Annotated in this window: 10 protein-coding genes and 1 rRNA gene; 4 read left to right on the forward strand and 7 right to left on the reverse strand. The window is 61.1% G+C overall.

Annotated elements, in window-relative coordinates:
• The first annotated feature begins 7 nt into the window (after positions 1-7).
• Together rrf and G8767_RS34160 are read left to right on the forward strand one after the other, a co-directional pair.
• Positions 8-124 (forward strand): 5S ribosomal RNA (gene rrf / locus G8767_RS34155).
• A 409-nt stretch (positions 125-533) separates the two neighbouring features.
• Positions 534-1,958 (forward strand): aldehyde dehydrogenase family protein, encoded by a 1,425-nt coding sequence (locus tag G8767_RS34160; protein ID WP_124570075.1) that lies wholly within the window; start codon positions 534-536, stop codon positions 1,956-1,958.
• A 64-nt stretch (positions 1,959-2,022) separates the two neighbouring features.
• Here the strand turns inward: G8767_RS34160 and G8767_RS34165 are convergent, their stop codons facing one another.
• The 7 genes from G8767_RS34165 to G8767_RS34195 are packed head-to-tail and all read right to left on the reverse strand — an operon-like array spanning position 2,023 to position 9,011.
• Positions 2,023-2,784: an aldolase/citrate lyase family protein gene (locus tag G8767_RS34165; RefSeq protein WP_166814130.1), complete on the reverse strand. Its 762-nt coding sequence runs from the start codon at positions 2,782-2,784 to the stop codon at positions 2,023-2,025.
• 34 nt (positions 2,785-2,818) lie between these two features.
• Positions 2,819-3,778 carry an aldo/keto reductase gene (locus G8767_RS34170; protein ID WP_166814132.1) on the reverse strand — a complete coding sequence of 320 codons (960 nt, stop codon included), beginning with the start codon at positions 3,776-3,778 and terminating at the stop codon, positions 2,819-2,821.
• Positions 3,778-4,644 (reverse strand): ATP-binding cassette domain-containing protein, encoded by an 867-nt coding sequence (locus G8767_RS34175; protein ID WP_166814134.1) that lies wholly within the window; start codon positions 4,642-4,644, stop codon positions 3,778-3,780. The genes G8767_RS34170 and G8767_RS34175 overlap by 1 nt, the downstream gene beginning before the upstream one ends.
• Entirely contained in the window at positions 4,641-5,474 is an 834-nt protein-coding gene (locus G8767_RS34180) for an ABC transporter ATP-binding protein (RefSeq protein WP_166814136.1), read from the reverse strand. Before G8767_RS34180 ends, G8767_RS34175 begins: the two co-directional genes overlap by 4 nt.
• A gap of 3 nt (positions 5,475-5,477) precedes the next feature.
• Positions 5,478-6,425, reverse strand: a complete 948-nt coding sequence (locus G8767_RS34185) for an ABC transporter permease (RefSeq protein WP_166814138.1) — start codon at positions 6,423-6,425, stop codon at positions 5,478-5,480.
• Complete coding sequence (locus G8767_RS34190; protein WP_007732496.1) at positions 6,425-7,429, reverse strand: ABC transporter permease; 1,005 nt, start codon at positions 7,427-7,429, stop codon at positions 6,425-6,427. Before G8767_RS34190 ends, G8767_RS34185 begins: the two co-directional genes overlap by 1 nt.
• A gap of 4 nt (positions 7,430-7,433) precedes the next feature.
• Complete coding sequence (locus G8767_RS34195) at positions 7,434-9,011, reverse strand: ABC transporter substrate-binding protein (RefSeq protein WP_166814140.1); 1,578 nt, start codon at positions 9,009-9,011, stop codon at positions 7,434-7,436.
• Between the two features lie 212 nt (positions 9,012-9,223).
• On the opposite strand from G8767_RS34195, the gene pdxA reads away from it, so the two are divergent.
• Both pdxA and G8767_RS34210 read left to right on the forward strand, forming a co-directional pair.
• Positions 9,224-11,476, forward strand: a complete 2,253-nt coding sequence (pdxA, locus tag G8767_RS34205) for a 4-hydroxythreonine-4-phosphate dehydrogenase PdxA (protein ID WP_166814142.1) — start codon at positions 9,224-9,226, stop codon at positions 11,474-11,476.
• Positions 11,477-11,503: 27 nt separating this feature from the next.
• Positions 11,504-12,271 carry a DeoR/GlpR family DNA-binding transcription regulator gene (locus G8767_RS34210; RefSeq protein ID WP_166814144.1) on the forward strand — a complete coding sequence of 256 codons (768 nt, stop codon included), beginning with the start codon at positions 11,504-11,506 and terminating at the stop codon, positions 12,269-12,271.
• The last annotated feature ends 272 nt before the right edge of the window (positions 12,272-12,543 follow it).

The following is a 12,543-nucleotide window of genomic DNA, read 5'->3' on the forward strand; positions in this document are numbered from 1 at the left end:
ATAGAGTTACGGCGGTCATAGCGAAGGGGAAACGCCCGGTCCCATTCCGAACCCGGAAGCTAAGCCCTTCAGCGCCGATGGTACTGCACTCGACAGGGTGTGGGAGAGTAGGACACCGCCGAACACAACGTAAGAGAAGCCCCCCAACCAGTCATGGTTGGGGGGCTTTCTCATACCCAAAACACCCCCCCCAAAAAACACACCCCGACGTCGAGCGAACGGTACCTTCATCGCCTCAGATCGACCGAACGTACCGTTCACAACATCAGGGCAGGCACTGGCGGCACCGTCGCGGCCGGCTCACCATCCCGCCCGACGTCGAGCGAACGGTACCTTCATCGCCTCAGATCGACCGAACGTACCGTTCACACGATCACTGAAAAGCCTGCGCCCACCGCAAGTCTCGTCAGTCGAACCTCAATCGCGCCACCAACCCGCCACGGAACCCGTCGAGCGTGGCTAGGCTCGGACGAGGTGACCCGTGTGATCGGGCCCACCTCACCTGTGCACGCGTGATGACTACGGAGGCTTCGATGACCGATATTCTCGACCGCACCAAAATCTATGTTGATGGCGCCTGGATCGAATCCACTGGCAGCGGTCGGATCGACGTTCTCAATCCGGCTACCGAAGAGCTGATAGGAACTGTCGCCGAAGGCACTGTCGAAGATGTCGACGCGGCCGCGAAGGCAGCGCGAAAGGCGTTCCCCACGTGGTCTGCACTATCCGGCGGCGAGCGCGCCGAATATCTTTCCAAGGCTGCGGCGATAATTGCCGAACGCACCGATGATCTTGCGGCGCTCGTTTCGCAGGATATGGGAATGCCGATCGGATTCGCGAAGCCCGTACAAATCGGAATGCCGCTCGCGAATTTGAATGCATTTGCCGAATTGGCTCGCACTTATGATTTCGACGCTCACGAGGTTGGGAATTCGCTGATTGTTCGCGAACCTGCGGGTGTTGTCGGCGCCATCACTCCTTGGAACTTCCCGCTCCACCAGGTTGTCTTGAAGGTTGGTGGAGCACTTGCCGCGGGCTGCACTGTGGTGCTCAAGCCCACCGAGGTTGCGCCACTCATCACGTACGCTCTCGCTGACATCTTCGACGAAATTGGTTTGCCTCCAGGTGTATTCAACCTGGTGAGCGGCTACGGCCCGGTAGTGGGTGAAGCCATCGCCGGCCATCCCGAAGTCGACATGGTCTCCTTCACCGGTTCGACTCGGGCCGGCAAGCGAGTGGCCATCGTTGCCGCGGACACCATCAAGAAGGTGTCGCTCGAGCTGGGCGGCAAGTCGGCGAACGTCATTCTCGACGACGCCGATCTCGAAAAGGCTGTCACGGATGGCGTCGCAAAGTGTTTCATCAATTCGGGCCAGACCTGTTCGGCGCTTACGCGTATGTTGGTCCCCGCGGAGAAGGTGGATGAGGCAGCGGCAATCGCTGCTGCGGTAGCCGCTCATTTCCCGGTAGGTGATCCGACTCAGCCGACTTCGGTGCTTGGTCCTCTGGTGAACGCGAATCAGCTGGGACGCGTTCGCGGATACATCGAGAAGGGTGTGTCGGAAGGTGCCACCGCGGTTGTCGACGGACGCGAAACCGGTCTGGCCAGTGGATATTTCGTCGGTCCGACAGTGTTCGCGAACGTGACCGAAGACATGACCATTGCGCGCGAGGAGATCTTCGGACCGGTCCTCTCGATCATGGGCTACAAAGACGAGGCCGACGCAGTGCGGATTGCCAACGGCACCGAGTACGGACTGGCCGGTGGCGTTTGGTCAGGTGACCCCGATCGCGCGGATCGCGTCGCGCGGCAACTGCGGGCCGGGCAGGTCGAGGTGAACGGCGGAGCATTCAACACGAATGCTCCGTTCGGTGGGTACAAGCAGTCCGGCGTAGGACGCGAGGCGGGCACGTTCGGGCTCGAAGAGTTCCTCGAGATCAAGGCGATTCAGCGATAGTTTTGTTCGAGAATGGCGATGCTCCCGCACCAAGTGCGGGAGCATCGCCATTTCTGTGCCCGGATCAGGACTTGGCGGCATCCAAATGCTGAGCCGAGATGTTCGCCAGGTGTGTCAGGTCCGAGGCCACGGTCGCGAACGTGTAGCCCTCCCCGAGTCGTTGTGCCGCAACCTGACCGGAGGGTGTGTGGATTCCCGCGGCCACTCCGCTGAGGGCGGCAGCTTCGCGCACCCGGGTGAGCGCTGCTTCGAATTCCTCGGACACATCCGGATCGTTGGAGTGTTTGCCGCCGACGGCGATTCGTAGGTCGGACGGCCCGACGTACACGCCGTCCAATCCGGGCACTGCGCAGATATCTTCGACGTTCGCCAGACCCTGTGGAGTCTCGATCATCGCAAAGACAACGGTGTCGCGGTTCGCGTCGGCGGGAACGGGGCCGATACGGAGTTGCGAGCGCATGGGCCCGTAGGAGCGGATGCCGAACGGCGGATACTTGGCGGCTGCCACGGCGGCCGCAGCCTCTTCGGCGTTGTTGATCAGGGGAACTATGACGCCGACGGCGCCTGCGTCGAGTGCACGGCCGATGGGCGTCGGATTGTTTGCCTCGACGCGCACCATCCCGACGGTGGACGGTGACGAGTCGATGGCGGTGAGCCCGGCGACCATCCCGGAATAGCCGATCAAACCGTGCTGCATGTCGAGGGCGATGTAGTCCCAGCCGACGTGTGCGATCCATTCCGTCGAGATCAGGCTGTCGATGACGGACCAGTATCCGAGAATGCGTTCGCGTCCTCGGATACGTGCGGCGAATTCCTGTGCTGACATAGTGAAGTACTCTTCCTGATGAAGGTCGGGTGTTTCAGCGGTTGTAGTTGGGCATGGGGCCTCGTAGGGCGGCACCGACGAGATCACACTCTTCGACGGTCGAGGCGTCGAGTGGGCCTCGCCCGATGGCCGCGATATTGGATTCGAGGTGGGCGACTTTGGATCCTCCGAGGAGCAGCGATCCGGTCGCGGGCTTGCTGACCAGCCAGCGCAACGCAAGCTCGGTCAGGGAGATGCTCGACTGCTCCGCGATCGTCGTCAGTTGTGCAATGGCGTCGAATATCTGTGTGTTCCAGTACCGTTCCTTGTACATCGATGCAAGACGGGAGTCGCCGAATCGGCCGTCGGAGGGACTTTCCTCGAAGGTGTGGCGCCCAGTGAGCAGGCCCCCACCGAGTGGGTTGTAGACCATGGTGGTCAGTCCGGCCACGTCCGCGAATTCGGCGTATTCTTCTTCGATGCGACGGGCGAGCAAGTTGTAGAGCTGTTGTGCGACGATCGGTCGCGGCGCACCGACTGTGTCTGCGGTGTAGTTGATTTCGCTGATCTGCCACGCTGCGAAGTTGGATACGCCGAGTGTGCGGATCTTGCCCTCGGCAACCAGTTCCGCGACGGTCGTGAGAGTCTCGGTCAGCGTGACGGTTCGGTCCGGCTGATGGAGATAGAACAGGTCGACGTAGTCCGTGTCGAGTCTGCGCAGGCTTCCTTCGATGCTTGCCCGGAGCCCCTTTGCCGAGAGTGGGCTGTTGTCACCGGCATCGGGATGCGGCATTCCCGCCTTAGTGGCGAGAGTGATGGAATCGCGTCGGCCCTGGAGGAGCTTTGCGAGCATGCGCTCGGACTCGCCGCCCGCATAGCCGTTGGCCGTGTCGATGTGAGAGATACCGGCGTCGAGTGCGGCGTCGAGCATCGCGCCCGCGCCCGCAGCATCGACGGTGTCCCCGAAAGTCATGGTGCCCAGCACCATTTTCGGAAGCTCGAGTGGGGCGGTCATCAGGCAACTCCTCGTGGTTCGATCTGCTTGGCCAGCAAGTTTTTGGACAGTGTGGCTACTACGTGGCGTGGTTTGATCCCCACCATCGTTGTGGGGTCGAGGGCCGCACCACGTAGTGCGCGTGTGTACGGCTCGCGGGGGCTGGCGAGAACTGCTTCTGTGGAACCGGATTCGACGATGGTTCCCTTCGACATCACGACTACGGTCTCGCTGATCTCTCGGACGACGCCCAAGTTGTGTGAGATGAAAACGTACGTCAGACCGGTATCGGCTTGAATTTCACGTAGGAGCTCGAGTACCTGTGCTTGGACCGAAACATCCAGGGCACTCGTGGCTTCGTCGCACACCAGCAGTTCGGGTCCGCTGGCCAGTGCGCGGGCAATTCCGATTCGCTGGCGTTGGCCTCCTGAGAACTCCGCCGGACGCCGGTGTAGTGCCGAGCTGGGCAGGCCAACGCGACCGACGAGTTCTGCTGCTGCCTTGGAGCGTTCCGCCTTGCTTCGGACACCCTTGAGTCGCAGTGGTTCTCCGATGATGTCCTCGGCAGTCAGGTGGGGGTCCAGTGATCCGTACGGATCTTGGAACACCATCTGAACGCGGGAGCGGAAGGGGCGCAGCGACTTCTCCGTCATCTGCGCGATGTCGGTGCCGTCGACGAGAATGCGTCCACTGGTCGGTGTGAGGAGTCGGACGATCGATCGAGCGATGGTCGACTTGCCGCATCCGGATTCGCCGACGATGGCCAGGGTCTTGCCTTTTTCCACCGAGAAGCTCACAGCATCCACTGCCCGGAAAACTCCGTCGGGACCCGGATACTCGACAACGAGGTCTTCGACGGCGAGAAGTGGCGTTTCGTGGGGGTTCATGCCGAGGCTCCGATCTGTGTTGAACGGGCGGGGTCGCCGTCCCAAGGCCCCAGGTGCGGTATGGCGTCGAGAAGCTTTTGTGTGTAGGCGCTTTGCGGTGAGTCGACGAGAACGTCGGCGCTGCCGGTCTCGACGAAACGGCCGTCCTTCATCACGTAGATTCGATCGGATGCGAGTCGGGCGACTCCGAGGTCGTGGGTGATGACCAGCATTCCGATCCCGGTGCGCTCCTGCAACTCGAGCAACAGATCCAGAATCCCGGCCTGAACGGTGACGTCCAATGCACTGGTGGGTTCATCGGCCACGATCAGTTCGGGGCCGGCAGCAAGCGCGCCGGCGATCAGGACGCGCTGCAACATTCCGCCCGACAGTTGATGCGGGTATTTGTCGAGTTGCTGATCCGGATACGGAATGCGCACCTGCTCGAGCAGTTCCACTGCCCGCTCGATTTGTTGGTTCTTCGCGGTTACACCGCTGTGGCGCACTGCTTCTCGAAGTTGACTGCCGATGGTGTGGACGGGACTCAGGGCCGTCATCGGGTCCTGGGGGATGAGAGCGATGTGTTTTCCACGAATATCGTTCAGCATCTTCGTGTTTCCGAGAATGTCCTGACCTTTGAACACAGCTTTCCCGGAAAGAACGGCAAGATCGTCCGGAAGCAGTCCGAGGATTCCCATGGCTGTCGTCGACTTTCCGGAGCCGGATTCACCGATGATGGTGACGGTTTCACCGGCGTCGATGCAGAAGGACACCCCGTCGACGGCTCGGATGACGCCATTTGCCGTGACAAGTTCGATCTGGAGGTCGTCGACCCGTAGTAGATTGCCCATGTCTCACGCCTTTGCTTTCTGGGCGTTGCCACGCCCGAACAGGCTTGCGCCCAGTCGTTTCGATCCTGCAGGTCGATCGCGTAGACCGTCGCCGAGTAGGTTCACTCCGACCACCAGCAGCACGATCATCAGGCCAGTCAGGGTCACGATCCACCATGAGGTGGTGATGTAGTCCTGGCCGTCGGCGATGATTCGTCCCCAGGTAGCGAATGGACGTTGTGGTCCGGCGCCGAGGTAGCTCAACGAGCTTTCCAGCAGTACGGCCTGCGCGAGCAGCAGTAGGACGACGAGCGATGCCTGCTTGACGACGTTCGGAATGACGTGACGAAGCAGGATGGACATACGGGTAAGTCCGAGGACTCGAGCTGCAGCTACGTAAGGCTTTTCGCGTTCGACGAGTACCAATGAGCGAGTCAACCGCGCGACTTCGGGCCACTGCGCGATCGCGATGACAAACGTGATGACGGGAATGGACGGTCCGAACAGCGCGACAACGAGAAGCAGCATCATCAGCAGAGGCAGAGAAAGCTGTGCCTCGAGGAGGCGGGAGATCACGGTGTCGACCCATCCACCGAAGTACCCCGCGGCGGATCCGGCGACGATACCGATGAGCCCGGAGACGACTACGGCGAGAATACCGATCGTCAGAGACACCTGGCCGCCGTGCAGGATCCGTGAGAGGAGATCTCGTCCCAACTGATCGGTGCCGAACAGATGACCGTCGGTGAGAGGCGGTAGCCGTCGACTGCTCAGGTTGGTCTGGTTCGGATCTGCGAGGGGGAGTAGTCCCGCCAATGCAACAGGAAGAATCACCAGGAGCGCGCAGATCGAGCCGGCCCAGATCTTGACTCGGCTGTCTCGCTTACGACGCGTGGCTCCGGCGCGTGCGAAGTCTGCCTCGGTGACCGCGCTGGCGCGTGGAGTTGTGGGAGGTTCCAAGACGGTAGTCATCAGTTGGCGCCCTTTCCGAGTCGCACGCGTGGATCCAGGAGGGGGTAGAGGAGGTCCACTGCCAGTTGCACGAGCACTGCGAGAACCGCAGTGACAAGCACGGTGGCCTGGATGAGCGGGTAGTCGCGAGTCTCGAGTGCGCGGACCACCAGCGAGCCGACACCAGGCCAGGCGAACACGACCTCGACCACCACGACGCCGTTCAGCATTCCGGCGAATCTGGTGCCCAGCGCCGTGACGATGGGAATTGCCGAGTTACGCATCGCATATCGCCAGGTGAGTTCGCGTTCGGATACTCCACGAGAGCGTGCGACAGTGATGTAGGGAGAGGCGAAGGCCGAGACCATTTCGCGTCGGACCATTCGGGAGATCAGCGCGATCTGAAGGATGGCGATAGTGACGGTAGGCAGGATCAACGACGGCCACGTGGTGAAACCGGCTGCGGGGAGCACCGGGATCAGGACCGCGAAAATCGTCACCAGCATCAGACCGCTCCAGAACTCCGGCATGGACTGCCCGCCGACGGCCACGACGTTTGCACCGAGTTCGCGTCGTGTGTCCGCGTGACGAGCCATCCACACGCCCAACGGAATCGAGAGCACGGCGGTCAGCAGGATGGAGCTGACGGCCAGGGTGATCGTGTACGGGAGTCGGCCGAGGACAACATCCATGGCCGGCGCCTGGAACGAGTACGAGGTGCCGAGATTCAGATGGACCAGGTCCCACAGGTAGATCAGGTATTGGGAGAACACCGACTTGTCCAAGCCCATGTCAGCACGGATTTGTGCTAGATCCTCCGTGCTGGCCAGCGGTCCGGCCAAGGCGTAGGCAGGATCGCCGGGAGCCATTCGGATCAGGACGAACACTGTTGTGAGCGTGAGGAAGATCGTCAAGGCGCTCTGTGCCAAGCGTTTGAGCACGTATTTGACGGTCGGGTTGATCCTTGTGCGCCGACGCGGAGAGATTCCGAGAGCGGTTTGCGGTTTCGGAGCGGTGAGAGTCATCGCCTCAGGCCTCCAATCGGACGGCGCCGAGGTCGTAGGAGTTGATCGGGGTCAGTGAAACATTTTGTACACGAGTGCGTTTCGCAAGGAGTGCGTTGGGTACGAAGCTCCACAGGCAAGGCCAGGTGTCCCAGATGTCTTGTTGTGCGGCGTCGAGTAGAGCGGCGCGCTTGGTCGGGTCCGGTTCACTGGATGCGGCTTGGATCTTCGCGGTGATTTCGGGGAAGACGTACCCGTGATAGGTGTCGCGAGTTGCTTCCTTCTCCGCTGTGCCGGCGTACATGCCCTGCAACGTGGTCAGTGCAAGTCCGGTCTGGTTGCCGTAGCCGTTGCCCAGCACATCCCAGTCGCCGGTCTTGCCCTGGCGCCAGGACGAGATGTCACCGCCCGGTTCGAACTGCTGGAGTTTGACGCGTACTCCCACGGCCTTCATCATTTCGAGTACCGATTCCATCACCGAGACGTCGTTGGTGAACTCTCCGGTTTCCCAGATGAAGGTGAGTTCGAGGTCGTCGGCGCCTTCGGCCGCGAGCATTTGTCGTGCTTTCCGTGGATCGTATTGGTAAATACCGGTTTTCACGGCCCCGTCCAAGGTCGACGGTGCGGGACCGGTGGCCGGGACCGCGGATCCGATCAGCACGTCCCGAGCAAGCGATTCACCGTCGATGGCGTACGTGAGGGCTTCGCGAACGCGCGGATTGGACAGTGGGTGATCGGCGGGCTTGCGGAAGTTGAAGAACAGTTGGTTGATGCGCGTGCTCGGCACGGTGTCGACCTGGACTCCAGGGAGGTCCGCGAGTTGTTCTGCGGAGTCCGGGCTGATCGAGTCGATGACGTCGACCTCGCCGCTCCGAAGCGCGACGACGCGGCCGGCCTCTTCGGGGATGAAGCGGACCTGAACACGACGAACGCCGGGGGCCGGGCCCCAGTAGTTGTCGTTGGCGACAAGCGTGTAATCGCCGGTGCCTCGGTTCGATTCGCTGACGACGAACGGTCCCGACCCGATTCCGCTCTGCAGTTCGTTGGGTTCGTTGGCAGCGGCCGGGGTGATCAAGATGTTGGACATGAGCGAGTCCAGGACTGGCACCGGGGAATTCGTCCGAAGAATGAATGTGCGATCGTCGATGGGGGCGACCGTCGGCCACTCGGGGAATTGCGGTGCGACAAAGGATCCGCTGACCTGCTGGTACATCTGCATTGCCGTCGTGACGTCGTCGATCAGCACAGGTGTGCCGTCGGCGTAACGGATGCCCTCGCGGAGTCGAACCGTCCACTCGGTCGGTCCGGTCGATTCGAAGCTGTCGGCAAGAACGAGTTGTGGTGTCAGATTGTCGCCGATCCGGGTGAGACCTTGTCTGACGCCTCGCTGAGCCGTGACTGCAGCGTCGAATTGATTGAGTTTGTTGTCGAGGCTGACGAGCGAACGGTTGAGCCCGAGCACCAGGGTGTCCTGTGTCGGCTTCCCGGTAGGGCCGGCGCACGCGGCTGTCGTGCCCAGAAGCGTTGCGCCACCGATCAGCCCGGTGAACTGCAGAAAGGACCGCCGGGAGAGCTGTGGTGTTCGCAAACGAGTATTGGTCATCGGTGACCTTTCGATCCTGACGGGGCAGCGTGGGGGCGACGCTCCGAGCGGACTGTTGGTGAACAATCGCATCGGGCTCTCGCTTGTAACTCAGCTCACAATGGCACTGTTGCGCACTTCGCGCAAGTCCCGTAACTTCAATTGCGTACTTCGCGCATCGGTTGCGATGCTGTGCGTACTCGATTCAGACCGAAAGGGGGTCGAGGAATTTGATGAAACCACTGGTAATCATCGCTGACGATCTTTCCGGAGCCGCGGAGTCGGCCGCAGGATTTCTGCTCCGCAGTTCGGGCATATCGCTTCGACTCGGTCCGGGTGCACCCGACGGATCAGGAGTGACGGTTTTCGATCTGCACTCACGGCGGTCCGACCCTGCCGAAGCCTCTCGTGACGTGAGATCAGTTCTGCAATCGTCCGACGGCTCCGAGATCGTCAAGAAGATCGATTCTCTGCTCAGGGGCAACATAGCGGCGGAGGTTGGAGAACTCTCCCGCGACGGATCCCCGGTCATTGTCGCAGCCGGATTGCCCAGGCAAGGGCGCACGGTGCAAGACGGCGTGGTGTTGGTCGATGGGGTTGCGTTGCACTCCACGGACCTGTGGCGCGCGGAGTCGACGCCGGCGCCTCGGTCGATTGCAGAGGCGCTCGGACCGTCGGCAATCACTTCTGGCGTATCGCTGGACGACATTCGCTCCGGGCGTTTGAATCAGGTTCTTGCGTCGATCTCAGAAGCCGGGTCGGTGGCGATCTGCGACGTCGAGACCGACAGTGATCTGGAACTGATTGTGGCTGCAGCACAGGATGTTCGGGGATCTCGATTGGTAGGAACATCGGCGCTCGCAACGGCAGTGTCACGACGACGCACAATGCAGTCACCTGCCGCATGCCCATCTCTTCGTGATTCTCGATCTACGTTGGTGGTTGTGGGGACGGCGGATGCGTCTGCCGGAGACCAAGTGGCATTGCTTCGGGATTCAGGTGCGCACCATATCGAAGTGAACAGTGCTGAACTCCTGGCGCATTCGGTCGATCCGCTTCCGATTCTTAACGCACTGGATCTCGGAAACGTCGTGGTTTCGGTAAGTGGACCCGTCGTGCCTGCAGAATCCGTCCACCTCGTTTCGGCTCTCGCCGATCTGATCGCTGCCGTCGACGCAGGGTTCTCCCACGGCGAGTATCCGATCGACTTGGTTCTCACCGGTGGTGAAACCGCACGCAGCGTTCTCGACCGCCTCCGGATCGACACTCTGTCACCGATTTACGAAATTGAACACGGCGCCGTACTTTCCGTCGATCGCACCGGACGGTACATCGTCACGCGGCCAGGCAGTTTCGGGAATGCGCACAGTCTCTTCTCCATAACGACGTTTCTTGCGCACCCCACCCCGGTCGCCGCTCCGGACAGTCCACCTTCAGTGACTCCTTCAGACAACGAGGTCAATCCCATGTCAATCGAATCCACTCCACTGCCGCTGATCGCTGTCACGATGGGCGACGGCGCCGGCGTCGGACCGGAAGTGATCGTCCCCGCACTCCTCGACGACGAAACGAGAAAGCGTTGCCGCCCGGTCGTTGTCGGCGACGCGAAGCGTTTGCGATTGGCTGCCGCGGTGCTCGGAATCGACGTCGACGTGGTCGCGATCGAGGAGATCGCGGATGCTGAGTTCATCGATGGACGGATCAACGTCATCGACCTGGACTTGTTACCCGAGGAACTCGCCTGGGGGGAACTGTCGGCAGTCGCGGGAGATGCGGCCTATCAATATATCCGCGTCGCAAGCGAACTCGCTGTGCGCGGCGAAGTCCAGTCGATCTGCACGGCGCCGCTGAACAAGGAAGCGCTGCATGCGGCAGGACACATCTACCCCGGACACACGGAATTGCTTGCGCACCTGACCGGTACCGAGGAGGTGTCGATGATGTTGTCGACGCCCAAGCTCAAGGTGATTCACGTGACCACTCACATCGGACTGCTCGACGCAGTTGCCAGGATCGAGCCCGGCCTGGTCGAGCGGACTATTCGTCGCGGTCACGAAGCTTTGGTGCGGACGGGTAATCCGTCTCCGAAAATCGGCGTGTGCGGGATCAACCCGCATGCAGGGGAGAACGGGCTTTTCGGGTACGGAGAGGAGGAGCAGAAGATCATCCCCGCCGTCGAAATCTTGAAGGCAGAAGGAATCGACGTCCACGGTCCGTTGCCGGCGGACACGGCATTCTTCCTCGCTGGACGTGGGGACTACGACTTGATCGTTGCGATGTACCACGATCAGGGGCACGGCCCGGTCAAGGTTCTCGGGATCGAGGCCGGCGTTAACATCACCGTCGGGTTGCCTGTGATCCGTACCTCCGTCGATCACGGAACCGCTTTCGATATCGCAGGTAAGGGCATCGCCGAGGCCGGTAGTATGGTCGAAGCGCTGCGGCAGGCGGCCGAATTGGCAACCAGCACATTCGTTTCCAAGTAAGCATCAGGGTTTGTAGGGGGAGGAGCGATGGCGATCCGGGAGTCGGAGGCGAGGCGGTCGGAGATTGCGAGGCTCGCTCGCACCAGCGGTCTGGCCAGTGTCGAGGATCTGTCTGCCCAATTCGGCGTGACCGCATCCACAATCCGTCGCGACCTGAGTCAGTTGACTGCACAGGGTCTGATCGCGCGTACCTATGGCGGGGCAATTGCCATCAATCCCCATCCGGAAACGTCTCTGCGTCAGCGGGCGATGGAGGGATTCGACGCTAAACGGAGGATTGCAGAGTGGGCTGCCGAACAGGTCCGGCCCGGAGAAACCGTGCTCCTTGATGCAGGTACCACTGTCGGGGCGATGGGGGAGTTCTTACGTCACGTGACGAATTTGACGGTGATCGCTGCAGGGCTGACAGCGCTCGAGGCGTTAGCCGACGCTGATGGTGTTCGAGTCGAATGTCTCGGCGGGACGCTGAGACAGCTAAGTCAAGGATTCGTCGGGCCACTGGCGGAAGCGTCGCTGCAGCGGGTGTCGTTTGACAAGGCGTTCCTCGGTGCCGACGCAGTTACCGCTGACCTGGGCATTTGTGAAGCTGAGCTCGATCAGACCCGGCTCAAGGAAATGATGATCGAACGTGCCGGCGAGGTCTACATACTGGCGCACTCCGCCAAGCTTGGTGAACGTCCTTTCCACGCGTGGGCACCGATACCGCCCGGGGCGGTGCTGGTTACCGATGCTGCAGTAGACGCAAAGCAAGTCGCATTGTTCGAGGATGCAGGTATCCAAGTTCAAGTGGTGTGAGGTCCCGCTGCGTGCCGATCCGGCCACGGTGTCCGGCGTCACATGATGCCCGAATTGACGAAATCCGGGTGAAGCGGTCGATCTTGCTGGGGAAATGGTTACTTCCGAGTCTCTGACCTGTGGATTTGTCAAAGACTTCAGCAGACGCGTAACTTATTCCAAGTCAGAGCGACACGGACACCGACTCCCGCCTTCACGGCGAGTGACACGAGGTTGTACGAAGTGCCTGACCAAATTTCGAAGTAGTTTCCATCGTGTATGGTTGTGCTTCA

It is taken from the genome of Rhodococcus sp. IC4_135, from assembly GCF_011602025.1.
Classification (GTDB): Bacteria; Actinomycetota; Actinomycetes; order Mycobacteriales; family Mycobacteriaceae; genus Rhodococcus_F; species Rhodococcus_F baikonurensis.